We start from the raw sequence: 23634 nt of genomic DNA, 5'->3' as shown, positions 1-23634 counted from the left end.
CAGCCGCGTAAATGACCGAGGAGAATTGAGCCCATTCGCCGTTCGTCGCAACCGGCGATCGGTCACACAACATCGGCCGGGAATCTCTTCCGAGCCGGGAGGTCACGGCGTGCCTGACGATAGGTTTTCCATGCGGCCCATTGCGCGTCGGAGAGCGTGCCGGTATCTGCCTGTCGGACGGCAATCCAGTCACATGCAGCAAGCGTGTTGTCACGCTTCGCCCGTACAACGGCCACCGTTTGAGGGGCGCCGGCCGGAAATTGTGCAAAGAGCGTCTCGCCCAGACTGTTGATGGCGTCGATTTTCGTCGGTTCACCACCCGCGTCCAGCCACGTCATATACTCGTCGTCCGTGATGTCGACAAACTTAGCGTTCCAGCTCGACCACACCTGCAATTCATCGTCTCAGACAATCCAGTACCAATTGGTGATGTCGAAAAATACAACCTCTCACAGAACCAAAATAAAATAAAAAGCCGCCAGATTGGCGGCTTATTGAAAATCATGAATTCCGTTTATTTCTTAGAATAAACACCAAAAACAAAATCCGGAGGAAGGTAGCCGGCCTCCTCAAACCATTGCTCCATATCCTGCAGGATGCGGATTAACCGACGATCTTCTTCGCGCTCCTCGTCGAAATTTCCGGCAATATCGCCAAAAACGTGATTGAGAATCGTGCCACCGAGCGACTTCAACTCGAGCTCGTTGAACTGCGCACGCAGTGCCGGCAGAAGATACTCAGATCTGATTGCCTCGGACGGATCCGCGCGAACAACCTCGCGAATGCTCGGCCGCCTGAGCTTACTTTTAACTTGCTGCCTCTTGCCGACTACGCGATAACGCTTTGGGAGCGCCTGCAAAAGACCCTGAGCGATGGCAAGCTGCTGATCGGTCCATTGGTGTTGTGTCGCACCGACAAAATCGACGACCAATAACAAACCATCGTCCTTCAGCGATTCTTTTGCGGCAGCTAAGCACTCGTCTACTCGCTCTACATGATGGAGCGAGTGAAAGAAAATCCCGACGTCGTACCGACCGACTGGCAAATTCGGATTATTGAGATCTGACTCGAAGTACTTGAGATAATGAGCACCGATTTCAGCCGCTTTGATATTTGACGCCTCAACCAATCTCGGGTTGAGTTCAAACCCTTCAATCAGTGCACACGGGAAACCCATGTCAATAAGAGTGCGCTCAAGATGGCCGCCCCCTGAACCATAACTCCCAATCGCAAGATTGGATCGGCCAGCGAGATACTTTTGCAGAAAATAATGCAGATAGTGGAGGTTCTCGTGTCCGACGACTCGCCTGTTGTAATAAGCATGCATTCCTTGAAGGGAGCTTGCATGGTTCTCGACGAATCGCTTATGTTGGACTTCGTCCATAAGCCGATCCCACGCATTATCTGCTCGCGTGCGCTTTATCAGCCGACTTCCGACGCCCTTAGCAGCGCGCCCCAGCTTTTCAGTAAAGCGTCCGAATAACCGCCCTTCGTTCGATGATGCAACCGGCATCTTGCCCCCCCATGTATCGTGTCAGAATTTTTCCATGCTATTTCGCAAATCGTCTGACCGAATACTAACGCAAGCCGCGAGCCGGTTGCTTTGCGATGCAACATTCACCCACGGGTACTTGCCTCCAGTCGAGGTCGATCCTGCGGTCGATCCCGGGAAGTAGTTTGTGCCTCCCCCATTCGTGCCGATGACGGAGTTCGTGTTCGAGATGTACCGAGTCCCAGCGACCGCGCTGCCGCTGAATGTCACGCCAGACGTCGTGATCTGATTCAAGCCGTTCGCGGCCGCAAATGCCACGGTGATGCCACCACCGGATCCGACAGTACCGTATCGACATCAGGCCGGCATTGGCGACGTTGTAATGGCTGCCAGCTCCGCCGCTATTCGCAATCGAGTAGCTGGCGTTGATGTTGAGCCCCCTGCGTTCGCCAAGAAATGCGAACCCACAGAGAAGCCAACAGGCAGGCCAGCGCCGATGTTCAAAATTGAGCCGCTACTGGACGATTGCGCACAAGACGCGCCATTGTTGTTCACGAGCGCAAATGGCCCAGAGATCACGAACTGCGCGCCACCCGTTGCATAGAAACACCCCGGCGTTACGCCAGACGGGTTTGTAACGGTGACCGCTCCCGTAGCCACAACTTGGACCGAGTTCGAAGCGATCGCACCGACGAATGCGCCGGTCACAACGCCAGGTGCATACGACCCCGCCGCGACGTTGATCGTTGCGGTATAGCCACGAGGCGCGAAGCAGCGCGGCAAAAAGCGCGGCGAAGTGATCGAGCAGATCGAGATCACGCCTCTGCTCGATCGATTGAAGGCCGTGCGCGGTGACAAGGATTACCTGTACGTCTTCACGACGAAGTTCGGCACGCACTACACGCGCGACGGATTCAAGGGTTTTTGGGGGAAGCTGATGAACGAAGCGTTCGAGGAGAAAGTCATCGCGAATCGCTTCACGTTCCATGACCTGCACGCGTACTACGCGACCCAGCATAAGAACGAGTGCGGCGCACTGCCGGACCTTCATGCAAACCCGGCGACGACTGCGCGTGCGTACGATCGAAACAAGATCGTAAAACGCAAGGCGCTATGAATTCCATTTTGTGGAATCCCAAAACAAAAACGGCACTGGATAAAATCTCAGTGCCGTTTCTAACTACTTGATACCGCTAGGAATTCTGTGGGGTGGCTGATGGGACTCGAACCCACGACGACAGGAATCACAATCCTGGACTCTACCAACTGAGCTACAGCCACCACTGATACTGCCTTCTGCTCTTCGCTGTTTTTGTTTCAGCAGCGAAGAAGCAAGATTATACGAAGTCTTTTGAATCTTGCAAAGCCTTTTTTTCAAAAAATTCTTCGGCTTCGTTCAGATGCGCGCGCGCCTCGTCGAACACGGCCAGATCGCCGCGCGCGAGCTTCTTGTTGTCGGACAGCACGCGACGCCAGCCGCGTGCGCCGGGCACACCGCGATACAGCCCGAGCGCATGCCGCACGATCGCGCCGAGATAGGTCCCACGCTTCAGTTCGGCCGCGCAGTACTCGATCAGTTGCGCTTCAGATTCTTCGCGCGTCGGCACCGCGCCCGTCGATCCGTAGAAGCGCGCATCGACCTCCGCGAGCACGTACGGGTTGTGATACGCCTCGCGGCCGAGCATCACGCCGTCGACATGCTCGAGATGCTGAGCAACCTCGTCCAACGTCTTGATGCCACCGTTGATGACGATCTCCAGCGACGGAAAATCGCGCTTCAACTGATACGCATAGTCGTACTTCAGCGGCGGGATCTCGCGATTCTCCTTCGGCGACAGCCCCTTCAGGATCGCGTTGCGCGCATGCACGACGAACGTTTCGCAGCCGGCCTCGGCCACCGTGCCGACGAAGTCGCGCACGAACGCGTAGTCCTCGACCGCGTCGACACCGATCCGGTGCTTGACCGTAACCGGCACCGACACCGCATCGCGCATCGCCTTCACACAGTCGGCGACGAGCTGCGGCTCGTTCATCAGGCACGCGCCGAACGCGCCGCGCTGCACGCGCTCGGACGGACATCCGCAATTCAGGTTGATTTCGTCGTAGCCCCACTGCTCGCCGAGCTTCGCGGCGCGCGCGAGATCGTCGCGTTCGCTGCCGCCAAGCTGCAGCGCGACCGGCGATTCGTTCGGCGTGAACGCAAGATGCCGCTGGGCATCGCCGAACAGCAGCGCGCCCGTCGTGATCATCTCCGTATACAGCCACGTATCGCGCGTCAGCGTACGGTGGAACGACCGGCAATGGCGATCGGTCCAGTCGAGCATCGGCGCGACGGATACGCGGCGGGGAGGAAGCGAGGACGGTACGGACATGAAATTCGGGCAACAAGCCAGGCGGCGCGGAAACAACCAATTATTTTACCGCAACATGGGCCGTACCTGCCCGGCGCCTGCGCTAGTCACCCTCGCCCAGCTCCGCATCGACTGCCCTTCGCGCCTCGTCGAGCACGCGCTCGATCACGCGCCGTTCGGTCAGCAGCAACCCGTCGACCTTGACGAGCCGCCAGTCGATCCGCACGGCGTCGCCCTGCAGCACGCGGTAGTGTGCATGCTCGCCGTCCCAGACCTGCTCGGTCTTCACCTCGATCTCGAAGCCGCGGTACGGCTCGCTGAAATCGCCGAGGTCGCTGCCTCTCGGTTCCATCGCACGCTCCGTGGCGATACAGTGCCAAGCCGCCCGTGCAGCCGGCGCCGTGCGCTCAGTCGTATTCGTCGGACAAAAAGGATTTGCCGTCGGCCGTCAGGTCGACGCGGTCGGCCGCCGCCTGATAGATCAGCCCCTCGTTCAGCAACGCATAGACGACGTCGCCGAACGCGGCAGGAACCGGCCGGCTTTCGCCGAACTGGTCGATCCACTTCAGCGCCTCGATGGCTTCGGGGGAAAGGATGGGGGTCATGCGTTGCCCTCCGGCATCGGTGTCGTTCCATCCTAACACTTCGTCCGGACGCCGAATACCGAGGCAAACGCGCTGCGGGAACGCCGGACGACGCCAACGGGCAGGCTTGCCCGCCGGCGCCGCACCAGCGCAGGAAGCACGCGCTCAGAGACGCGCGATCGATACTTCGGTCGACTTCACGAGCGCGACGACTTCCGCGCCGACTTTCAGTTCGAGCTCGTCGACCGAGCGGGTCGTGATCACCGACGTGACGATGCCGAACGGCGTCTCGACATCGACCTCGGACACCACCGGCCCGCGAATGATCTCCTTCACCTTGCCTTTGAACTGGTTACGCACGTTGATTGCAGTGATGCTCATCGGGTTGATCGCTCCGAAGAAAAAGTCTCAGAACGGGCGGCCGGAGCCGCCCGGATTTAAACGGCCCAGCGGATCTGCCCGACCGGTCGAACGTTGTCTGCTTCATGCACCGCGCCCGGTTCGGCCGTGCCAGGCCCGCCGGCAAGCACGCGCTTCAGCACGCGGTCTTCCAGCGCCGCAAACGCCGCCGATGCGCGAGCACGCGGCCGGTCGAGCGGGACGGGCTGGTCGAGCGCCACGCGCCCCTGCTCGATGAGCAGGATGCGGTCGCCGAGCGCGACAGCCTCCTGCACGTCGTGCGTGACGAGCAGCGCGGTGAACCGATGCTCGCGCCACAAGCGCTCGATCAGCGCATGCATCTCGATGCGGGTCAACGCGTCGAGCGCGCCGAGCGGCTCGTCGAGCAGCAGCAGTTGCGGCCGGTGCACGAGCGCCCGCGCCAGTGACACACGCTGCCGCTGACCGCCCGACAGTTGCGCGGGCCAGTCGTTCGCCCGCTCCAGCAGGCCGACTTCATCGAGCACCGCGCGCGCGTCGTCGCGCGCGCCGCGCCCGAGGCCGAGCATCACGTTCTGCAGCACGGTTTTCCACGGCAGCAGGCGCGCATCCTGGAACATGATCCGCGTATCGAGCGCACCGCCGCCGTCGCCGCGCGTCACGAGCGCGCCGCTGCTCGGCTGCTCGAGTCCCGCGACGAGACGCAACAGCGTCGACTTGCCGCAACCGCTGCGACCGACGATCGCGACGAAGCTGCCGCGCGCAATGCCGAGTTCGACGTTGTCGAGCACGGTGCGCGCGCCGAAGCGCTTGCTGACGCCCGACAGCGTCACCGCGTCGTCGGGCGCCGGGCTTCCCGCGCGCCGCCGCGCGAGCGGAACGACGGATGCGCTGCCGTCACGATCGAGGATTGCCGCGTCGCGCGCATCGCCGTCCGCGACGCGTGCCTGCGCGAGCTCGGCCTCGAGGTCTGCGCCGGCGAGCGGGCCGTAGGCGGCCGCCGAAGTCGTCGCATTCATGCCTTTGCTCCTGATTGGTAAGCGGGGTGCCAGCGCAGCGTCACGCGCTCGAGCCATTTAGCCAGCACATCGGCCAGCTTGCCGAGCACCGCGTACAGCAGGATGCCGACCACCACCACATCGGTTTGCAGGAATTCACGCGCGTTCATCGTCATGTAGCCGATGCCCGACTGCGCGGAGATGGTTTCCGCGACGATCAGCATCACCCACATCAGCCCGAGCGCGAAACGCACGCCGACGAGGATCGACGGCAACGCACCGGGCAGGATCACGTCGCGGTACAGCGCGAAGCCGCGCACGCCGTAACTCTTCGCCATTTCGATCAGGTTCGCGTCGACCGAGCGGATCCCGTGATACGTGTTGATGTAGACCGGGAAGAACACGCCGAGCGCGACGAGGAACAGCTTCGCCTTCTCGTCGATGCCGAACCACAGGATCACGAGCGGAATCATCGCGAGCGCCGGGATGTTGCGGATCATCTGGATCGTCGAATCGAGCGCGACCTCGGCGGCCTTCGACAGGCCGGTTGCAAGCCCCAGCGCGAGACCGACGCCGCCGCCGATCGCAAAACCGAACAGCGCGCGCCACGTGCTCACTTTCACGTTCGCCCACATTTCGCCCGACGTCACGAGCGACCACGCCGCCCGCACGACCGCCACCGGCTCGGGCAGCACGCGGGTCGACAGCCAGCCGGTGCGCGCGCCGACTTCCCACACAACCAGCAGCGCGAGGGGCACGAGCCACGGCGCGACGCCGCGCCATGCGCGGGCGGCCACGGCGGCACCCGTCGTCGACGTTTTCGTTGTCATCGCAGGCCTCTCCTCGCTCAGCTCTGGCTTGCCTTCGGCAGATAGTTGTTGCCGACGATCTCGCCGAACGGCCCCGACAGCGGGCCGGCCGGCCGCTGCGCGCCCTTGCCCTTGATCAGCGGGAACACGAGTTCGGCAAAGCGATACGACTCCTCGAGGTGCGGGTAGCCGGACAGGATGAACGTCTCGATGCCGAGGTCCGCGTATTCGCGCATGCGCTCGGCAACCTGCTCGGGATTGCCGACGAGCGCGGTGCCCGCGCCGCCGCGCACGAGACCGACGCCGGCCCACAGGTTCGGATACACCTCGAGCGCCTCGCGGCCGCCGCGCTTGCCGCCGTGCAGCGCGGCCATCCGGCGCTGACCTTCCGAGTCCATGTTCGCGAACGCCTTCTGCGCACGCGCGATCGTGTCGTCGTCAAGGCGGCTGATCAGGCGCTCGGCATCGCGCCATGCTTCGTCCTCGGTCTCGCGCACGATCACGTGCAGGCGAATGCCGAACTTGATCTTGCGGCCGCGCGCCTCCGCGCGGGCACGGATGTCGGCGATCTTCTTCGCGACCGCCTCGGGCGGCTCGCCCCAGGTCAGATAGGTATCGATATGATCGGCGGCAATCGCGTGCGCGGCCGGCGACGAGCCGCCGAACCACAGCGGCGGATGCGGACGCTGCACGGGCGGATAAAGCGCCTTGCCGCCCTTCGACTGCAGGTGCTTGCCGATGTAGTCGAAGCCGCCGTTGTCGTGCGACGCGGCAAGCAGCCCGCGCCAGATGTTCAGGAAGTCGTCGGTGATCTCGTAACGCGTATCGTGATCGGCGAACAGGCCGTCGCCTTCGAGTTCGGCCGCATCGCCGCCCGTCACGACGTTGATCAGCAGGCGGCCGCCCGACAGGCGGTCGAACGTCGCGGCCATGCGCGCCGACAGCCCCGGCGACGCGATGCCGGGACGAATTGCAACCAGGAACTTCAGGCGCTGCGTCGCCGGAATGAGGCTCGACGCAACGACCCACGCATCCTCGCAGGAACGACCGGTCGGCAGCAGCACGCCTTCGTACCCAAGCGTGTCCGCCGCGACGGCGACCTGCTTGAAATAATCGTAATCTGCGGCGCGCGCGCCTTCGGCCGTGCCGAGGTAGCGGCTGTCGCCATGCGTGGGGATAAACCAGAACACATTCATCTGCTGCTCCTGCTTGACTGTTCTTGCCGAAATTTGAAAAAAACGTCGCCCTGCTCGCGTCGCGGACGAGCGACGCATGCATGGTGTGCGTTCGAATCGGGATGGTTCGCGGGTCAGGCCGTGCAGCGGGCAAATACGCGATTGCACGGCTGTTTCTGGGAAATCAGTCTAGGGATCGGTGCAGGGCTTTGGAACGATTTTTTTGAGCTTAGGTTTTCCGCTTTCGTGATTAGCACGACGCTGGAGCGAATATCGCGGCGACCGGGCCCTATAATGGCGTACCTATCCGAATAACTCCGCGCGAACGGCCCCGGCCGGGCGCGCCTGCGGTGCACTCATCGATGCAGAAAGTCATCCTGCCGTTCCTGTCCGGCTTCCTTGCCGCCCTGTTCTTCCGCGAGGCCACGCTCGCCCTCCTTCACACCGCGGACCTGATCGCCGCGGCCGGCTTCTCCACGCAGCCGTTCGCGCCGCTCGGCATTCCTGAATTTGTCGCGAACGCGCTGATCAGCGCGTGCTGCGCGATCCCGATGGCATGGCTGTTGCGCGTGTCGCCGGAACGCGAGGCGTCGTGGATCGGCTCACTGATGTTCGGCGGCATCGTGCTGACTGCAGCCCGCGTGTTCGCGATCGATCCGCTGCGCGGCATCTGGCCGTCGGGCAACATGATGCCCGTGCTTGCGGCCGGCTTCGCGGCGAACGCGGTGTGGGGCTTCGGCGCGCTCGTGTTCATGCGCGCGTTCATGTCGGACGACGCGGGCAACGAGTAACGCGAGCCCGGTCTCCGTGCCCTTCGACCGCAAAGCGATCGACGGTCAATAAACGAAAAGGCCGCCTGCACATGCAGGCGGCCTTTTCGTTCCTGTCTCGCGCGCGGGTCAGTCCTTCAGGTTCCGCAGCGGATGCGTGTCGGGCGTCCACGGGCTGTCGAACATTGCGAGCACCTCAGCCCGATCGATGTCGGCGGCCGACTTGAAGCGCCAGGCCGGCTGGTGATCCTTGTCGACGATCAGTGCGCGCACGCCTTCGATCACGTCGCCGCGCGCGAACGTCGAGCGCGTGAGATCGAGATCGCGCCGCAGGCAATCGGCCATCGTCGCGCCGCGTGCGCGCTCGACGACTTCGAGCGACACGGCCATCGACAGCGGCGACAGCTGGCCGCGCATCGCATGGGTCGCCTTCTCGACCCACCCGTCGACGGCCGCGCAATCCGGCTCGGCATCGAGCGACGCGAGGATCGCATTGACGTCGGGCTGCGCGAAATGGCGGTCGATCCCGGCGCGTGCATCGGCCAGCGCCGACGTGTCCAACGTCGGCACGACCTTGTGCGCGGCAGCCGCGTCCGCCACGCAGGCGACGGCCTGCGCACCGCTGTCGATGCGCACGCTGCGTAGCGTATCGAGCAGCGCCGGCAGCGCGGCATCGGGCAGATAGACGTCGGCGAGCTGCGCGTACAGCGCACCGGCCGCGTCGAGCGTCGCGCCCGTCACGGCGAGATAACGACCGATCGCGCCGGGCGTGCGCGCGAGAAACCAGCTCATCCCGACGTCCGGGAACAGGCCGATGCGCGTTTCGGGCATCGCCATCTTCGTCGAATCGGTCACGACGCGCAGGCCGCCCGTATGCCGCGCCGCCTGCGAAATACCCATGCCGCCGCCCATCACGACGCCATGCATCAGCGCGATATAGGGCTTCGGATAGGTGAAAATCGTATGGTTCAGCGTGTATTCGTCGATGAAGAACGCGTCGATCGCATCGCGGTCGCCGCGCTGCCATGCGTCGTGGAAAAAGCGCACGTCGCCGCCCGCGCAGAACGCGCGCGGATGCGGACTGTGCACGACGACGGCAACCACCTCCGGATCGTCGCGCCACGCGTCGAGCGCCTGCTGCATCAGCCGGATCATGCCGCCCGACAGCGCGTTCAATGCCTTCGGCCGGTTCAGTTCGAGAAAACCGATGCGGTTCGCGACATAGGCGCGCACGTCAGGCTGGGCGGATTCGGCGGAAACGGCAGCGGAAGTGGAATCGGTCATGAGGGTCATCCGGCAAATGGCAGTCGCACGTTCAGTGCGCCTGCATCTTCGAGAACAGGTTCAGCACCACGACGCCCGAGATGATCAGCCCGAGACCGATCACCGCCGGCACGTCCGGCACCTGACGATAGAGCAGCATCGCGACGAGCGTGATCAACACGATGCCGGCGCCCGACCAGACTGCATAGATGATGCCGACGGGCATCGTGCGCAGCGTCAGCGACAGGCAGTAGAACGCGATGCCGTAACCGGCGACGACGAGCGCCGACGGCCAGAAGCGCGTGAAGCCGTCCGCCGCGCGCAGCGCGGACGTGCCGACCACTTCCGCGACGATCGCGATCGCGAGCCATGCGTATCCGGGAAGCTGCATCGCTCAGCTCCTTGCGAGGGCCAGCACGGCGTAGTCCTGGCCGAGCTCGGCACACAGCGCCTCGACGACGAATTCGTGGTCCGCGCGCTGCGGCAGCCCCGACGCGGTGATCGAGCCGATCACGCCGGCGCCCGCGACGGTCAGCGGAAACGAACCGCCGTGCGGCGAATATTCGGCGATCGGCAGCCCGTGCTTGTCCGCCAGCGTGGCGCCGGCCTGCTGCATGCGCAGGCCGATCGCATACGAGCTGCGCCGGAAATGCGCGACGACGTTGCGCTTGCGGCGCACCCAGTCGGCGTTGTCGGGGGTCGCACCGGCAAGCGCCGCGTAGAACAGCGGCTGGCCGAACGTCACGATGTCGATCGCGATGGCATGGCCGCGCGACGTCGCGAGCGCATGCATCCGGTTGCCGAGCGCCCACGCGCGGGCCGGGTCGAAATGGGGAAACACGAGCGCCTGTTCCTGCGCGCCGATCGATTGAAGATCGTGAGCGATGTCCATGAATCCGTCGATGCAATAAGGTGAGTCGCAGCGGTGCCGATGCGATCGCGCACGGCGCCGCTGCCGAAGAGACGAAACAAACCGCTCGATTCTAGCGCACGCGCCCACCGTGCCGTCCCCACGAGACGCGACACGCGATTGTCAGAAAGTGCTTGCACGCGTCAGGGGAACTCCTTATAATTCATTTCTTCGACGGACGCGGGGTGGAGCAGTCTGGCAGCTCGTCGGGCTCATAACCCGAAGGTCGTAGGTTCAAATCCTACCCCCGCAACCAACCCGTCCAGATTCATGCAAAAAGCCCGGTCTCGTACCGGGCTTTTTGTTTTTCCGCACCCGATCCCCGCCCCCTCTTCGCGCGCGCCCGCCGCTTCGCGGCAGCACGCCGCCGGCATGCGCAGGCGTTCAAGAATGCCGCGCCCCGGTGATACACTCGCATCACCTCGTCCCTTCCACTCGACATGAAATTCTGCTCCGTCTGCGGCCACGAAGTCATCGCGCGTATTCCTCCCGGCGACAACCGCGAGCGCTTCGTCTGCGATCACTGCGGCACGATCCATTACCAGAATCCGCGCAACGTCGTCGGCACGGTCCCGGTCTGGGGCGATCAGATCCTGCTGTGCCGCCGCGCGATCGAACCGCGCTACGGATTCTGGACGCTGCCCGCGGGCTTCATGGAAATGGGCGAAACGACGGCCGAAGCCGCCGCGCGCGAAACGCTCGAGGAAGCCGGCGCGCGCGTCGAGGTACAGAACCTGTTCACGCTGCTCAACGTGCCGCACGTGCACCAGGTCCATCTGTTCTACCTCGCGCGGCTCACCGATCCGGGTTTCGAAGCCGGCGAGGAAAGCCTCGAAGTGAAGCTGTTCGACGAAGCCGACATCCCGTGGGACGAAATCGCGTTCCCGACCGTCAGCCAGACCCTGCGATTCTTCTTCGCCGATCGCGCCGCCGGCGACTACGGCGTGCACACCGGCGATATCTTCCGCTCGCTGCGCAACGGCTGAGCCCGCCCCCATGGTCCCCTGGCTCGGCCCGGACGATCCGTTTCCGCCCATCGAACGCGCGCTCGGCCCCGCGACCGGCGCGCCCGGGCTGCTCGCCGCGAGCGCCGACCTGCTGCCGTCGCGCCTCATCGACGCGTACCTGCGCGGCATCTTCCCGTGGTACTCGGACGGCCAGCCGGTGCTGTGGTGGAGCCCCGACCCGCGCATGATCCTCGTGCCGGCCGAATTCAAGGTGTCGCCGTCGCTGCGCAAGACGCTGAAGCGCGTGCTGCGCGAGCCCGCATGGGAAGTGCGCGTCGATCACGACTTTCCGGGCGTGATGCGCGCCTGCGCGCAGGCGCCGCGCCGCGGGCAGCGCGGCACGTGGATCACGGCGGAGATCATCGACGCCTATACGTCGCTCTACCGCTCCGGCAACGCGCACAGCATCGAGACATGGCACGACGGGCGCCGCGTCGGCGGCCTGTACGGCGTGTCGTTCGGGCGGATGTTTTTCGGCGAATCGATGTATGCGGATGCCACCGACGCATCGAAAATCGCGCTGGCCGCGCTCGTCGCCCACCTTCGCGACCAGGGGCTGGAGATGATAGACTGCCAGCAGAATACGTCGCATCTAGCGTCGCTCGGCGGCCGCGAGATCGCACGCAAGGCCTTTGTTGCTCACGTGCGCCGCGCGGTAGCCGAACCGCCGATTCCGTGGCAGTTCGACAAGCGCGTGCTCGCCGCGCTGACGGGCCCCGCCGAAACGGCGGCGCCCTCCGGGATCGAGCGCTAGCGCGGCACTCCTTCCCTGCATCGAGAGCTGCCCATGACTCACCCGACTGAGCTGCCGCTTTCACCGCTTTCGGCGCTGCAATTCTATGCAACGGCGCCCTATCCGTGCAGCTATCTGGACGGCCGTATCGCGCGCTCGCAAGTCGCGACGCCGAGCCACCTGATCAACTCGGACATCTACACCGAACTCGTGAAGGCCGGCTTCCGGCGCTCGGGCGTCTTCACGTATCGCCCGTACTGCGACGGCTGCCGCGCCTGCGTACCGGTGCGCGTGCCCATCGACGCGTTCGTGCCGTCGCGCACGCAGCGCAGGATGTGGAAACGGCACCGCGCGCTCATCGCGACGGTTTCGCCGCTGCACTACGACGAAGAACACTACGCGCTCTACATGCGCTACCAGTCCGCGCGCCACGCGGGCGGCGGAATGGATCGCGACAGCCGCGACCAGTACGAGCAGTTCCTGCTGCAGAGCCGGATCAACTCGCGCCTCGTCGAATTCCGCGACCTCGACGCGCCGGGCGGCGAGCCCGGCAAGCTGCGCATGGTCAGCATGATCGACATCCTCGGCGACGGGCTGTCGTCCGTCTACACGTTCTTCGAGCCCGACGACCGGCACACGAGCTACGGCACCTACAACATCCTGTGGCAGATCGAGCAGGCGAAGAGCCTCGGGCTGCCGTACGTGTACCTCGGCTACTGGATCCGCGAGAGCCCGAAGATGGCGTACAAGGCGAACTTCCACCCGCTCGAAGGGCTGATCGACGGCCGCTGGAAGATACTCGATCCGGAACGGGTCGACCTGCCGCCCGTCGATGCGGCACTGGCCCGCGCGCCGTTGCCCGGCGGGCATTCCGGCTCGGGCTGACGCGCGCCGCGGGGCTGCGAAGCGAAGCATGCCCCTGCCGCGCAACTCCCGGTAAAATAGCGGGTTGTCATTCATTCCGGCTGCCCGCCCAATTCCCGTGTTCAGTTCCCTTTATCCGCTGGCCCGCGCATCCCTGTTCAAGATGGATGCGGAAGACGCTCACCACCTCACGCTGCGCGCGCTCGGCGCGGCCGGCCGCACCGGCCTCGCCTGCGCGCTGTCCTCCCGCGTGCCCGACGCGCCGCGCACCGTGATGGGGCTCACGTTCCGCAACCCGGTCGGCCTCGCGGCCGGCCTCGACAAGGACGGCGCGGCCATCGACGGCCTCGCGGCGCTCGGCTTCGGCTTCATCGAGGTCGGCACGGTCACGCCGCGCGCGCAGCCCGGCAACCCGCGCCCGCGGATGTTCCGCCTGCCGCAGGCCGAAGCGCTGATCAACCGGATGGGCTTCAACAACCACGGCGTCGACCAGTTCGTGAAGAACGTCCAGGCCGCCCGCTATCGCGGCATCCTCGGCCTGAACATCGGCAAGAACGCCGATACGCCGATCGAACGCGCGGCCGAGGACTACCTGTACTGCCTCGAACGCGTGTACCCGTTCGCGAGCTACGTGACGATCAACATCTCGTCGCCTAACACGAAGAACCTGCGCCAGCTGCAGGGCGCGGGCGAGCTCGACGCGCTGCTCGCGGCGCTCAAGGACAAGCAGCAGCGCCTCGCCGACCTGCACGGCAAGCTCGTGCCGCTCGCGCTGAAGATCGCGCCCGATCTCGACGACGAACAGGTCAAGGAAATCGGCGACACGCTGCTGCGCCACAAGATCGAAGCGGTGATCGCCACCAACACGACGCTGTCGCGTGCGGCCGTCCAGGGCCTGCCGCATGCGGACGAAGCCGGCGGCCTGTCGGGCCGCCCGGTGTTCGATGCGTCGAACGAAGTGATCCGCAAGCTGCACGCCGAAGTCGGCAGCGCAGTGCCGATCATCGGCGTCGGCGGCATTTTCTCGGGCGAGGACGCCCGGGCGAAGCTCGCGGCAGGCGCATCGCTGGTCCAGCTTTATACGGGCTTCATCTACCGCGGCCCCGCGCTCGTCGCCGAATGCGTGAAGGCGATCGCCCGCGAGCGCACCGCGTAAGTTATATAGGCATAAACAAACGATATTTATCGATCGATTGCATTTTTGCTATCATCGGTCGCACTATCAGAACAGGAGCCCCCGCCGGGGCAAGGAAGCTCACACGATGAAATTTTCGCTGCTGAAGAAGCTGCTGGTTGCCGGCCTGATCGGCACGTCGTTCGCCGCCGCCACCGCGCATGCGGCCGACCTCCTCGACCAGGTGAAACAACGCGGCACGCTGCGGATCGGCCTCGAGGGCACGTTCCCGCCGTTCAACTCGAAGAACCCGCAAGGTGAGCTCGTCGGCTTCGACGTCGACGTCGCGAAGGCCGTCGCCGCGAAGCTCGGCGTGAAGGCCGAGTTCGTGACGACCGAATGGAGCGGCATCATCGCGGGCCTGCAGGCCGGCAAGTTCGACGTGATCGCCAACCAGGTCGGCATCACCGACAAGCGCAAGGAGACGCTCGACTTCTCGCCGGCGTACACGTACTCGTCCGCGCAACTGATCCAGCGCAAGGACGACTCGCGTGACTTCAAGTCGCTGGAAGACCTGAAGGGCAAGAAGCTCGGCGTCGCGCTCGGCACGAACTACATGGACATGGCGAAGTCGGTGCCCGGCATCGACGTGAAGACGTACCCGGGCGCGCCCGAGTACCTGCGCGATCTCGCGGCCGGCCGCCTCGATGCAGCGCTCAACGACCGCCTGATGCTCGCGTACCTGACGAAGAATTCGCAGCTTCCGCTGCGCCCGGGCGCAAACGTCGGTTCGGCGAACCCGTCGGGCATCCCGTTCAAGAAGGGCAACCCGAAGTTCCAGAAGGCGATCGACGACGCGATGGCCCAGCTCGCGGCCGACGGCACGTTCACGAAGATCTCGGACAAGTGGTTCGGCATCGACGTGACGAAGCCGATCAAGTAAGCACGCCTGCATTTCCCGCCTGACGGCGGGCCGGACAGGGCGGCATCCGCAACGATGCCGCCCTTTGCTTTATTCGTCCGGTTTATGATTGCGCTTTCGCGCACGCATCCGATTCGTATTCCATGTCGACAACGTCCCTGCTCGTCCAATCGCTGCCGGTGCTCGCCCAGGGCGCCGTACTGACCGTCAAGTTCGCCGTGCTGTCGATGGTGTTCGGCCTGCTCGGCGCCGTCGTGCTCGCGATGATGGGCATCCGGCAAAGCGAGCCGCTCGACGGCTTCGAACGCATCTGGGTCAACGCGCTCGCGTGGCTCGCGCGCGCGTACGTGAGCCTGATGCGCGGCACGCCGCTGCTGGTGCAGATCTTCGTCATCTACTACGGGCTGCCGAGCCTCGGCATCTCGCTCGAACCGACGCCGGCCGGCGTCATCGCGCTGTCCGCGAACGTCGCGGCTTACATGTCCGAAAGCATGCGCGGCGCGATCAACGGCATCCACCGCGGCCAGTGGCTCGCGTCGTACAGCCTCGGGCTGTCGTGGGGGCAGACGCTGCGCTACGTGATCGGCCCGCAGGCGCTGCGCATTGCGGTGCCGAGCCTGTCGAACAGCCTGATCAGCCTGATCAAGGACACGTCGCTCGTGTCCGTGATCACCGTGACCGAACTGCTGCGCAGCGCGCAGGAAGTGATCGCGGCGACCTACCAGCCGCTACCGCTCTATCTCGCCGCCGCGGCCGTGTACTGGATCCTGTGCCAGATCCTCGAATGGGCGCAGCGCTGGTACGAAAAGCGCCTGTCGCTGCCGTCGCGGCACTGAGCGCACGCCATCCGCCGGGCCGCGCACGCAGGCCCGGCACCTTCGTTCCCGCCTACTCGCCCGAATAGCGCACGCCGAGCGCGGCACGCGCGGCATCGGTCATCGCGATCATCTGTCGCGAATGGTCGTGCGTCATGATCGGGCTTTCGGTTTCGCCCGCGCGCAGCAGGTCGCAGAAATGCGCGGTCTCGTAGTTCAGCCCGCCGCCTTCGGCCGGTGCGTCGAGTTCGACGGTGCGCCCGTCCGCATAACGGATCGTCGCGCGCGCGGGGTTCCACCATTTCTCGTGAATCGTCACGTGCCCGCCGGCCGCGGCGATCAGCGCATCGCCGCGCCCCATCATGTCGAGCCCGCAAAAGAGCTGCGCGATCCCGCCGTTCGCATGCAGGCTGTTCAGGCTCGCGAACATGTCGACGCCCGTCGCGCCGACGCGGCCGAGCGTCTGCACGTCGAGCACCGCGCCGAGCCAGTCGACCGCGAGAAACGCCTCGTAGATCCCGATGTCGAGCAGCGCGCCGCCCGCGCGATCGAGGCGATAGACGGAATGGTCGCCGGGTACCGACGACGATGCGCACCCTGCGCGCACGAGCCGGATCTCGCCGATCGGATCGTCATGCAGGTGCGCACGCAGCTGGCGGTACAGCGGAAAGAACGGCGGCTTCATCGCTTCCATGAAGAGCCGTCCGGCGTCGCGTGCCGCACGCAGCACGGTGTCGAGTTGCGCCGCATTCAGCGTCGCGGGCTTTTCGCACAGCACGGCCTTGCCGGCGGCAAGTGCGGCCAGCGTGTACTGTGCGTGACTGTCATGGAGCGTCGCGATGTAGACCGCGTCGATGTCGCTCGCGAGGAGTGCTTCGAGGCTCGCGGCAGGCGTGCCGCCGCATGTCTCGCAAAAGGCTGCCGCTGCGTCGGCGCGGCGGGCCCAGGCACCGGCGAGCGTGGCGCCTGGAACGTGCGCGAGGCTTTGCGCGAAGCGGCGTGCGATGCTGCCTGCGCCGACGATGCCGAAGCGCACCGGGCGGTGGTCGTTGTCGTTCATCCTGATCTTCCGTGTCGGTCGTATGACGGTGGCCGGCACGCTGCCGACCGGCCGTCATGATAAACGGCTCGCCGGCACACGGATGAGCGACGCGAGCAGGTTCAGGCGCGCATGGGCACGTCGACGGAGAAATCGCGCGAGATCTCGTCGGCGCTGAAATCGATCAGCGCGAGCGAGGCCGCTTCGGCTTCGCGCGGATCGCGCCGTTCGATCGCATCGACGACACGCGCATGCGCCTTCACCGCGATCTCGTGCGCGCCTTCCTTCTGCACGACGCGCGGATTCACGAGACGCACCGCCCCGCGCACGATCGCCGCCATCTGCTGAAAGAACTGGTTGCCGCTCGCCTGCACGATCCGCGTGTGCAGCAACTCGTCCGCCGTGTCGTAGCCGGGATCGCCGGGCTGCAACACCTTGAACGCATCGAACGCTTCACGGATCCCCGCGATGTCGGCTGCGGTCGCACGCACCGCCGCCTGCGCGGTCGCGCGCGGTTCGATCAGCATTCGAAATTCGATGACGTCGCGCATGAACTGCGGATCGGGTTTTGCCCGAAATCGCCAGCTCACGACGTCTTCATCGATCATTCGCCAGTCGCGCATCGGCCGCACGCGCGTGCCGACTTTCGGCCGCACGTCCAGCATGTCGCGCGCTAGCAACATCGACAACGCTTCCCGCATCACCGTGCGACTCACGTCGAATTCTTTCGACAGCACGTCCTGTGGCGGCAAGATGCCGCCGTACTTGTCTTCGACGATACCCGAGACAAGCCCATCCATCACTTTGGCGACCAGTGACCGGTCTTTGCCCTGCTCCATGACACCTCCCCGTGCGTCGATTTGCGAACACCTGCTCCGCAGTTCCGCCGGCCCTGGTTACTACTGTTCTTATGATCTATAAGTTGATGAGTTCGAGGATATTTCGCTATCTGGTAAACACCTGACAGGGTTATCCCTCTTTTTGACGGGGTGATTTATAAGGCTACAAAAAAGGCCCGGGAAGCGCGCTGCGCCTGCCGGGCCATGATTTCCACAAGATTTAAACATGCAATCCATTACGGGTCCCTGACACCGTTACGGACTGCTTCTCATTCAACTCGATTCGGCCGAATAAACGATCGTTTCAACGCCGTTTTCCGTGCCGAGCAAGCACAGATTCGCGCCGCGCTCGGCAAACAACCCGACGGTCACGACGCCCGGCCATCCGTTCACCTGCGCTTCGAAGCCGCGCGGATCGGCGATCTGCAGCCCCTTCACGTCGATGATCTCGTTGCCGTTGTCGGTGATGTACGGTGCGCCGTCCTTCGTCACGCGCAGCACGGGCACGCCGCCGAGCGCGGTCACGCGCCGGCCGATCGCCGTGCGCGCCATCGGCACGACCTCGATCGGCAGCGGGAACGCGCCGAGCACCGGCACGCGCTTGCTGGCGTCGGCGATGCAGACGAACGTGTCGGCCACCGACGCGACGATCTTCTCGCGCGTGAGCGCGCCGCCGCCGCCCTTGATCATCGCGCCGCTCGCGTCGATCTCGTCGGCGCCGTCGACGTACACCTGCAGCGAGTCGACCTCGTTCAGGTCGAACACCTTGATGCCGTGCGATTTCAGGCGTTCGGTCGTGGCGACGGAACTCGACACGGCGCCGCGATAGCGCGACTTGACGACGGCGAGTGCGTCGATGAAGCAGTTGGCGGTCGAGCCGGTGCCGACGCCGATCACGGCGCCTTCCGGCACGTTCTGGATCACGTAATCGGCGGCGGCCTGGCCGACGAGGCGTTTGAGTTCGTCTTGAGTCATGGCGTGGTAATGCTGTGGGATTGCGGAAAACCGCCAGTTTACCGGACTCGGATGACGGCCCGCGTTTTTCGGCGCGCGATGCGCCGTGCGTTCAGGGTGCGACCGCCGCGGGCGCGCTGTCCGCCGGCGGCGTGCCGGCGAAGTATTTGTCGAGCAACGCCTGGGCGATCGCGTCGCTTTCGGCGTCCGGATTGCCCGCATAGTCGGACGGACGGAAATGCATCTGGAACGCCGCGAATACGCGCCGCGTGCGCGCGTCGAGCACGCCGTCGGTCGGCACGTCGTAGCCGTAGCGCGCGAGCTTGAGCTGCAGTTCGCGCACGTCGACCAACGCGTGCGGATCGCGGCCGCCGAGCCGGGCAGCCACGGTCGCATCGTCCGGCCATGCGCCGACGCCGACCAGTGCGAGCGCATGCCACGGGAACAGCGGACCCGGATCGATCTTGCGTTGCGGCGCGATGTCGCTGTGCCCGACCACGCGCGTCGGCGGAATCGCGTAGCGTACGACGATGTCCTTCGACAGGCGGATCAACGCATCGATCTGTTCGGGCGAATACGGCTGCCAGGTGCGATTCTGCGGATCGAGCGGCCCGCGGTTCACGTTTTCGATGCCGATCGACGCCGCGTTCAATTCGGTCGCGCCCTGCCACTCGCTGACGCCCGCGTGCCATGCGCGCATCGATTCCGGAACGAGCTGGTAGACGACGGGCATCTCGTGTTCGATGCGCGGCTGCGGCGGCACGACGTAATGCACGCTGACCGAATCGCCCGTCAGCGTGCGCAGTGACTTCGCTTCATCGCTTTCGGTGTAATGCATCACGAGAAAGCGGATCCGCGAATCGGCGCCGCGCGCATCCAGGCTCGTGTCGGCGTAGTAGGTGCCGCGTTCGACGAGCGACGGCGACGTGCAGGCAGCCAGCAGGCATAGCACGGCGCATGATGCGCCGAGGCGAAACAGGGTCATCGGTCGCGAGTTCCGGAGAACCGCGCGCCGCATCGCATCGCGGCACGCGTCGTTCGGGTCATGCCAGGCACGCGCATATTGCGCGAGACAGGATGTGTCAGCCCTTCACGCGCCGCTGGCGCACGGCTTCGTACAGGCACACGCCGCTTGCGACCGACACGTTCAGGCTTTCCACGCTGCCGGCCATCGGGATGCTCATCACCTCGTCGCAGGTGTCGCGCGTGAGCCGGCGCATGCCTTCGCCTTCCGCGCCCATCACGAGCGCGACGGGGCCGTCGAGCTTCGTATCGTAGAGCGTCGCCGACGCCTCGTCCGACGTGCCGATGATCCACACGCCGGCCTCCTTCAGCTCGCGCAGCGCGCGTGCGAGGTTCGTCACCGTGATGTACGGCACCGTATCGGCCGCGCCGCTCGCCACCTTGGCCGCGGTTGCGTTCAGGCCGACCGCACGGTCGCGCGGCGCGATCACCGCGTGCGCGCCGGCCGAATCGGCAACGCGCAGGCACGCGCCGAGGTTGTGCGGATCGGTGACGCCGTCGAGCACGAGCAGCAGCGCGGGGCCCTGGATGCCGTCGAGCAGCTCGGACAGGTTCTGCGCGAGCGGCACGTCCTCGACACGCGCGACGACGCCCTGGTGACGCTCGGTATGGGCGAGGCCCCACAGGCGCGTTTCGTCGGCCGCGATCAGCCGCACGCCCGCTTCCTTCGCGGTGTGCAGGAAGTCCTGCATGCGGCGGTCGCGGCGCGTCTGGTCGTACAGCACCTCCGCAACCGTCGATGCATCGTGCCGCAAACGTGCGGTCACCGCATGAAAACCGTAAAGAACCTTCAGACGTGACATGACTGGAACAACCTTCGATCAAACGTGCGGCCGCGCGACGCGCGCAGCCGCGATCCATGGAAAAGGAAAGCGCCGCGTTGCCGGCCGATGACCGGTGACGCGGCGTCTCTCGATACTGCAGGGCGTGCGCATGCGCCGCCCCGAACGCTCAATACTTCTTGCGGGCGCGCGGCTTCTTCGCAGTCGGCTTCGCCGCCGCACCGCCAGTGCCACCACCGCTGCCCTTCTTCTTCGCGGCGGCACGTGCGGCCTGCGCCTCCTTCACCGCGACGCTCGGCGCGCTCGCGGCCTTCTTGCGACGCGGCGCGAACTCCTCCGCCGGCGGCAGCGCGCGTACGCGCGGGCCGTTGCGATCGACACCGGCACCCGCGGCAGCCGGCGCGGGCGACGGGCGCGGCGCCTTCACCGGCGTATCGCGCACGAGGCGGAAATCGATCTTGCGCGCGTCGAGATCAACACGGCTCACCTGCACGCGCACGCGGTCCGACAGACGATAGCGGATGCCCGTGCGTTCGCCGCGCAGCTCGTTCTTGATCTCGTCGTACTGGAAGTAGTCCGAGCCGAGTTCCGTGACGTGCACGAGCCCTTCGATGAACAGCGTGTCGAGCTGCACGAAGATGCCGAACGACGTGACGCCGTTCACCATCCCGCCGTACTCCTCGCCGAGCTTGTCGCGCATGAAGTAGCACTTGAGCCATGCCTCGACGTCGCGCGACGCTTCGTCCGCACGCCGCTCGTTCGCCGAGCAATGCAGGCCGAGCTCTTCCCAGATCGCCGTGTTCGAGCGCGAGCGGTTGCGCGCTTCGTCGTCGGCCTGCTGCATCGCGCGGGCGCGCGGCGACAGCGCGGTGTTCAGCTCGAAGCCCTCCGGCGCCTTCGGCACGTACTTCTTGCCGGACAGGATCGAATAGATCGCGCGGTGCGTGAGCAGGTCGGGATAACGACGGATCGGACTCGTGAAGTGCGCATACGCCTCGTACGCAAGACCGAAGTGGCCGATGTTGTCCGGGCTGTAGACGGCCTGCTGCATCGAACGCAGCAGCATCGGCTGCAGCATCTGCGCATCGGGCCGGTCGCGGATCTGCGCCATCAGCGCCGCGTAGTCGCTTGCATGCGGCTTGTCGCCGCCGCCGAGCGACAGGCCCATGCCGCGCAGGAACGCGCGCAGGTTCTCGAGCTTCTCGGGTGTCGGCCCCGCGTGCACGCGGTACAGGCCCGGATGCTTGTTGCGCTTCAGGAAGTCGGCCGCGCAGACGTTCGCGGCCAGCATGCATTCCTCGATCAGCTTGTGCGCATCGTTGCGCTGGCGCGGCACGATCTGCTCGATCTTGCCCTGCGAATTGCAGACGATGTAGGTCTCGGTCGTATCGAAGTCGATCGCGCCGCGCTTCTGCCGTGCGGCGAACAGCGACTTGTAGACGCCGTACAGGTTCTGCAGGTGCGGCAGCAGCTCCGCGCGGCGCGCGGCCTCCGGCCCCTTCGTGTTCGACAGCACGGCCGCCACTTCGGTATACGTAAGGCGCGCAGCCGAATGGATCACGGCCGGATAGAACTGGTACGCCTTGATCTCGCCGCGCGCAGTGATCACCATGTCGCACGCGAGCACGCAGCGGTCGACCTGCGGGTTCAGCGAGCACAGGCCGTTCGACAGCTTCTCCGGCAGCATCGGGATCACGCGGCGCGGGAAATAGACCGACGTGCTGCGCTCGAGCGCGTCGGCGTCGAGCCCATTGCCCGGCTGTACGTAGTACGACACGTCGGCGATCGCGACGATCAGCCGGAAGCCGTCGCCGCGACCGACCTTGACCGGCTCGCAGTAGACGGCGTCGTCGAAGTCGCGTGCGTCCTCGCCGTCGATCGTCACGAGCGGCACGTCGCGCAGGTCGACGCGGAAACGCAGGTCGGCCGGCCGTACCTTGTCGGGCAGCGCGGCGGCTTCGTCGAGCGCCGGCTGGCTGAATTCATGCGGCACGCCGTACTTGCGCACCGCGATTTCGATTTCCATGCCCGGATCGTCGATGTCGCCGAGCACTTCGACGACACGGCCGAGCGGCTGCGAATGACGGCTCGGGAAATCGGTCAGCTCGACGACGACGACCTGCCCGACCTTCGCCTTCTTCACGTTCTGCGTGATCAGGATGTCGTGGCCGATGCGCTTGTCTTCCGGCGCGACGATCAGCGCACCATTCTCGTTGAGCAGGCGGCCGATCACGCGCTTGTTCGCGCGCTCGGTGACTTCGACGACATGCCCTTCCGGCCGGCCGCGGCGATCGTAGCCGACGATTCGCGCGAGCACGCGATCGTTGTGCATCACCTTCTGCATTTCGCCGTTCGGCAAGAACAGGTCGTCCTGGCCGTCGTCGCGGATCACGAACCCGTAGCCGTCGCGATGCCCCTGCACGCGCCCGGCGACGAAGTTCGACGGATGGGTCAACTGGTAGTGGCCGCGCTTGTCGAGGCGGATCTGGCCGTCGCGCTCCATCGCGGCGACACGCCGGAAGAACCCTTCGCGCTCCTGACGCTTGATCGACAGTGCTTCGGCGATGTCGTTGGCAGCCAGCGGCGCATCGCTCGTACGCAGCACGCCGAGAATTTCTTCACGGCTCGGAATGGGGTACGGATATTTGCTCAAGGGTTTGTCGATGATTGTTCTCGTTGCGTTGACTGATGGTGCACGGCATCAACATAGAGGTGTCCGTCAGACAGTTCTATATTGACGGCGGCGGGTCATTCTATCACCCGCCTGTGTCGCCAAATGACGGGAATGCCGCGGGCGGGCGCGACGGCGGCC

The 23634-nt window shown here is 65.2% G+C and carries 26 protein-coding genes and 2 tRNA genes; 9 read left to right on the top strand and 19 right to left on the bottom strand.

Annotation, left to right across the window (positions count from 1 at the left end):
* Positions 1-62: 62 nt before the first annotated feature.
* Both ACM6JT_RS25595 and ACM6JT_RS25590 read right to left on the bottom strand, forming a co-directional pair.
* Positions 63-389: a phage tail assembly chaperone gene (locus ACM6JT_RS25595; RefSeq protein WP_152603994.1), complete on the bottom strand. Its 327-nt coding sequence runs from the start codon at positions 387-389 to the stop codon at positions 63-65.
* 125 nt (positions 390-514) lie between these two features.
* A complete protein-coding gene (locus ACM6JT_RS25590; protein ID WP_414857550.1) occupies positions 515-1384 on the bottom strand; it encodes a class I SAM-dependent methyltransferase in 870 nt (289 codons plus the stop codon).
* A 904-nt stretch (positions 1385-2288) separates the two neighbouring features.
* Between ACM6JT_RS25590 and ACM6JT_RS25585 the strand changes: the two genes are divergently transcribed.
* Positions 2289-2609 (top strand): hypothetical protein, encoded by a 321-nt coding sequence (locus ACM6JT_RS25585; RefSeq protein ID WP_414857549.1) that lies wholly within the window; start codon positions 2289-2291, stop codon positions 2607-2609.
* A gap of 88 nt (positions 2610-2697) precedes the next feature.
* Here the strand turns inward: ACM6JT_RS25585 and ACM6JT_RS25580 are convergent.
* From ACM6JT_RS25580 to ssuD, 8 genes are all read right to left on the bottom strand, one after another.
* A tRNA-His gene (locus tag ACM6JT_RS25580) sits at positions 2698-2773 on the bottom strand.
* Positions 2774-2829: 56 nt separating this feature from the next.
* Positions 2830-3816, bottom strand: coding sequence for a tRNA dihydrouridine(20/20a) synthase DusA (gene dusA / locus ACM6JT_RS25575; protein WP_034184087.1), 987 nt, complete (start codon positions 3814-3816; stop codon positions 2830-2832).
* Between the two features lie 130 nt (positions 3817-3946).
* On the bottom strand, positions 3947-4195 hold the full coding sequence (locus ACM6JT_RS25570; protein WP_072441576.1) for a hypothetical protein: 249 nt from the start codon (positions 4193-4195) through the stop codon (positions 3947-3949).
* A gap of 55 nt (positions 4196-4250) precedes the next feature.
* Positions 4251-4448 (bottom strand): hypothetical protein, encoded by a 198-nt coding sequence (locus ACM6JT_RS25565; RefSeq protein ID WP_011351863.1) that lies wholly within the window; start codon positions 4446-4448, stop codon positions 4251-4253.
* Positions 4449-4592: 144 nt separating this feature from the next.
* Positions 4593-4808, bottom strand: coding sequence for a TOBE domain-containing protein (locus ACM6JT_RS25560; protein WP_006400187.1), 216 nt, complete (start codon positions 4806-4808; stop codon positions 4593-4595).
* 56 nt (positions 4809-4864) lie between these two features.
* Positions 4865-5824 (bottom strand): ATP-binding cassette domain-containing protein, encoded by a 960-nt coding sequence (locus ACM6JT_RS25555; protein ID WP_034184084.1) that lies wholly within the window; start codon positions 5822-5824, stop codon positions 4865-4867.
* Entirely contained in the window at positions 5821-6633 is an 813-nt protein-coding gene (gene ssuC / locus ACM6JT_RS25550; RefSeq protein ID WP_034184083.1) for an aliphatic sulfonate ABC transporter permease SsuC, read from the bottom strand. Before ssuC ends, ACM6JT_RS25555 begins: the two co-directional genes overlap by 4 nt.
* Positions 6634-6650: 17 nt before the next feature.
* Positions 6651-7808 (bottom strand): FMNH2-dependent alkanesulfonate monooxygenase, encoded by a 1158-nt coding sequence (gene ssuD / locus ACM6JT_RS25545; protein ID WP_072441762.1) that lies wholly within the window; start codon positions 7806-7808, stop codon positions 6651-6653.
* A gap of 341 nt (positions 7809-8149) precedes the next feature.
* On the opposite strand from ssuD, the gene ACM6JT_RS25540 reads away from it, so the two are divergent.
* On the top strand, positions 8150-8578 hold the full coding sequence (locus ACM6JT_RS25540) for a hypothetical protein (RefSeq protein ID WP_034184081.1): 429 nt from the start codon (positions 8150-8152) through the stop codon (positions 8576-8578).
* A gap of 108 nt (positions 8579-8686) precedes the next feature.
* Here ACM6JT_RS25540 and ACM6JT_RS25535 read toward each other — a convergent pair whose 3' ends face one another.
* The 3 genes from ACM6JT_RS25535 to ACM6JT_RS25525 are packed head-to-tail and all read right to left on the bottom strand — an operon-like array spanning position 8687 to position 10712.
* Positions 8687-9841, bottom strand: a complete 1155-nt coding sequence (locus ACM6JT_RS25535; protein WP_414857548.1) for an enoyl-CoA hydratase/isomerase family protein — start codon at positions 9839-9841, stop codon at positions 8687-8689.
* 31 nt (positions 9842-9872) lie between these two features.
* Positions 9873-10211 carry a DMT family transporter gene (locus ACM6JT_RS25530; protein ID WP_034184079.1) on the bottom strand — a complete coding sequence of 113 codons (339 nt, stop codon included), beginning with the start codon at positions 10209-10211 and terminating at the stop codon, positions 9873-9875.
* A gap of 3 nt (positions 10212-10214) precedes the next feature.
* Positions 10215-10712: a heme-degrading domain-containing protein gene (locus tag ACM6JT_RS25525; RefSeq protein ID WP_034184078.1), complete on the bottom strand. Its 498-nt coding sequence runs from the start codon at positions 10710-10712 to the stop codon at positions 10215-10217.
* A 197-nt stretch (positions 10713-10909) separates the two neighbouring features.
* On the opposite strand from ACM6JT_RS25525, the gene ACM6JT_RS25520 reads away from it, so the two are divergent.
* From ACM6JT_RS25520 to ACM6JT_RS25490, 7 genes are all read left to right on the top strand, one after another.
* Positions 10910-10986: transfer RNA gene (locus ACM6JT_RS25520), tRNA-Met, on the top strand.
* A gap of 184 nt (positions 10987-11170) precedes the next feature.
* A complete protein-coding gene (locus tag ACM6JT_RS25515) occupies positions 11171-11716 on the top strand; it encodes an NUDIX hydrolase (RefSeq protein ID WP_021161562.1) in 546 nt (181 codons plus the stop codon).
* 10 nt (positions 11717-11726) lie between these two features.
* A complete protein-coding gene (gene aat, locus ACM6JT_RS25510; RefSeq protein ID WP_034184077.1) occupies positions 11727-12491 on the top strand; it encodes a leucyl/phenylalanyl-tRNA--protein transferase in 765 nt (254 codons plus the stop codon).
* Between the two features lie 33 nt (positions 12492-12524).
* The gene (locus tag ACM6JT_RS25505; RefSeq protein ID WP_034184076.1) at positions 12525-13355 is read left to right on the top strand and encodes an arginyltransferase; all 831 of its coding nucleotides are present in this window, start codon (positions 12525-12527) and stop codon (positions 13353-13355) included.
* A 97-nt stretch (positions 13356-13452) separates the two neighbouring features.
* A complete protein-coding gene (locus ACM6JT_RS25500) occupies positions 13453-14490 on the top strand; it encodes a quinone-dependent dihydroorotate dehydrogenase (protein WP_175749354.1) in 1038 nt (345 codons plus the stop codon).
* A gap of 106 nt (positions 14491-14596) precedes the next feature.
* Positions 14597-15391, top strand: coding sequence for a cystine ABC transporter substrate-binding protein (locus ACM6JT_RS25495; protein WP_034184074.1), 795 nt, complete (start codon positions 14597-14599; stop codon positions 15389-15391).
* Between the two features lie 122 nt (positions 15392-15513).
* Positions 15514-16206 (top strand): amino acid ABC transporter permease, encoded by a 693-nt coding sequence (locus ACM6JT_RS25490; RefSeq protein ID WP_034184073.1) that lies wholly within the window; start codon positions 15514-15516, stop codon positions 16204-16206.
* Between the two features lie 52 nt (positions 16207-16258).
* Here the strand turns inward: ACM6JT_RS25490 and ACM6JT_RS25485 are convergent, their stop codons facing one another.
* The 6 genes from ACM6JT_RS25485 to rnr form a co-directional block, all read right to left on the bottom strand.
* Positions 16259-17245: a Gfo/Idh/MocA family protein gene (locus ACM6JT_RS25485; protein ID WP_414857547.1), complete on the bottom strand. Its 987-nt coding sequence runs from the start codon at positions 17243-17245 to the stop codon at positions 16259-16261.
* Between the two features lie 101 nt (positions 17246-17346).
* Positions 17347-18063, bottom strand: a complete 717-nt coding sequence (locus ACM6JT_RS25480) for a FadR/GntR family transcriptional regulator (protein ID WP_034184071.1) — start codon at positions 18061-18063, stop codon at positions 17347-17349.
* A gap of 273 nt (positions 18064-18336) precedes the next feature.
* The gene (gene rpiA / locus ACM6JT_RS25475) at positions 18337-19038 is read right to left on the bottom strand and encodes a ribose-5-phosphate isomerase RpiA (protein ID WP_034184070.1); all 702 of its coding nucleotides are present in this window, start codon (positions 19036-19038) and stop codon (positions 18337-18339) included.
* Positions 19039-19129: 91 nt separating this feature from the next.
* Complete coding sequence (locus ACM6JT_RS25470) at positions 19130-20002, bottom strand: N-acetylmuramoyl-L-alanine amidase (RefSeq protein WP_131948486.1); 873 nt, start codon at positions 20000-20002, stop codon at positions 19130-19132.
* Between the two features lie 97 nt (positions 20003-20099).
* The gene (gene rlmB / locus ACM6JT_RS25465; protein WP_034184068.1) at positions 20100-20843 is read right to left on the bottom strand and encodes a 23S rRNA (guanosine(2251)-2'-O)-methyltransferase RlmB; all 744 of its coding nucleotides are present in this window, start codon (positions 20841-20843) and stop codon (positions 20100-20102) included.
* A 148-nt stretch (positions 20844-20991) separates the two neighbouring features.
* Positions 20992-23475, bottom strand: a complete 2484-nt coding sequence (gene rnr, locus ACM6JT_RS25460) for a ribonuclease R (RefSeq protein ID WP_034184067.1) — start codon at positions 23473-23475, stop codon at positions 20992-20994.
* Positions 23476-23634: the final 159 nt, after the last annotated feature.

The sequence above is a fragment of the Burkholderia sp. IT-111MI5 genome, from assembly GCF_949752865.1.
Taxonomy (GTDB): Bacteria; Pseudomonadota; Gammaproteobacteria; order Burkholderiales; family Burkholderiaceae; genus Burkholderia; species Burkholderia pyrrocinia_C.
The sequence above is the reverse complement of the archived record's forward strand: the minus strand, read 5'-3'. Positions and strand labels throughout refer to the sequence as shown.

Bases quoted from the DNA above. Each gene is read 5' to 3' on its own strand.
- ACM6JT_RS25590 (WP_414857550.1), bottom strand. From the start codon at position 1,384: ATGGACGAAGTCCAACATAAGCGATTCGTCGAGAACCATGCAAGCTCC.
- dusA (WP_034184087.1), bottom strand. From the start codon at position 3,816: ATGCTCGACTGGACCGATCGCCATTGCCGGTCGTTCCACCGTACGCTG.
- ACM6JT_RS25570 (WP_072441576.1), bottom strand. From the start codon at position 4,195: ATGGAACCGAGAGGCAGCGACCTCGGCGATTTCAGCGAGCCGTACCGC.
- ACM6JT_RS25565 (WP_011351863.1), bottom strand. From the start codon at position 4,448: ATGACCCCCATCCTTTCCCCCGAAGCCATCGAGGCGCTGAAGTGGATC.
- ACM6JT_RS25560 (WP_006400187.1), bottom strand. From the start codon at position 4,808: ATGAGCATCACTGCAATCAACGTGCGTAACCAGTTCAAAGGCAAGGTG.
- ACM6JT_RS25555 (WP_034184084.1), bottom strand. From the start codon at position 5,824: ATGAATGCGACGACTTCGGCGGCCGCCTACGGCCCGCTCGCCGGCGCA.
- ssuC (WP_034184083.1), bottom strand. From the start codon at position 6,633: ATGACAACGAAAACGTCGACGACGGGTGCCGCCGTGGCCGCCCGCGCA.
- ssuD (WP_072441762.1), bottom strand. From the start codon at position 7,808: ATGAATGTGTTCTGGTTTATCCCCACGCATGGCGACAGCCGCTACCTC.
- ACM6JT_RS25540 (WP_034184081.1), top strand. From the start codon at position 8,150: ATGCAGAAAGTCATCCTGCCGTTCCTGTCCGGCTTCCTTGCCGCCCTG.
- ACM6JT_RS25535 (WP_414857548.1), bottom strand. From the start codon at position 9,841: ATGACCGATTCCACTTCCGCTGCCGTTTCCGCCGAATCCGCCCAGCCT.
- ACM6JT_RS25530 (WP_034184079.1), bottom strand. From the start codon at position 10,211: ATGCAGCTTCCCGGATACGCATGGCTCGCGATCGCGATCGTCGCGGAA.
- ACM6JT_RS25525 (WP_034184078.1), bottom strand. From the start codon at position 10,712: ATGGACATCGCTCACGATCTTCAATCGATCGGCGCGCAGGAACAGGCG.
- ACM6JT_RS25515 (WP_021161562.1), top strand. From the start codon at position 11,171: ATGAAATTCTGCTCCGTCTGCGGCCACGAAGTCATCGCGCGTATTCCT.
- aat (WP_034184077.1), top strand. From the start codon at position 11,727: ATGGTCCCCTGGCTCGGCCCGGACGATCCGTTTCCGCCCATCGAACGC.
- ACM6JT_RS25505 (WP_034184076.1), top strand. From the start codon at position 12,525: ATGACTCACCCGACTGAGCTGCCGCTTTCACCGCTTTCGGCGCTGCAA.
- ACM6JT_RS25495 (WP_034184074.1), top strand. From the start codon at position 14,597: ATGAAATTTTCGCTGCTGAAGAAGCTGCTGGTTGCCGGCCTGATCGGC.
- ACM6JT_RS25490 (WP_034184073.1), top strand. From the start codon at position 15,514: ATGTCGACAACGTCCCTGCTCGTCCAATCGCTGCCGGTGCTCGCCCAG.
- ACM6JT_RS25485 (WP_414857547.1), bottom strand. From the start codon at position 17,245: ATGAACGACAACGACCACCGCCCGGTGCGCTTCGGCATCGTCGGCGCA.
- ACM6JT_RS25480 (WP_034184071.1), bottom strand. From the start codon at position 18,063: ATGGAGCAGGGCAAAGACCGGTCACTGGTCGCCAAAGTGATGGATGGG.
- rpiA (WP_034184070.1), bottom strand. From the start codon at position 19,038: ATGACTCAAGACGAACTCAAACGCCTCGTCGGCCAGGCCGCCGCCGAT.
- ACM6JT_RS25470 (WP_131948486.1), bottom strand. From the start codon at position 20,002: ATGACCCTGTTTCGCCTCGGCGCATCATGCGCCGTGCTATGCCTGCTG.
- rlmB (WP_034184068.1), bottom strand. From the start codon at position 20,843: ATGTCACGTCTGAAGGTTCTTTACGGTTTTCATGCGGTGACCGCACGT.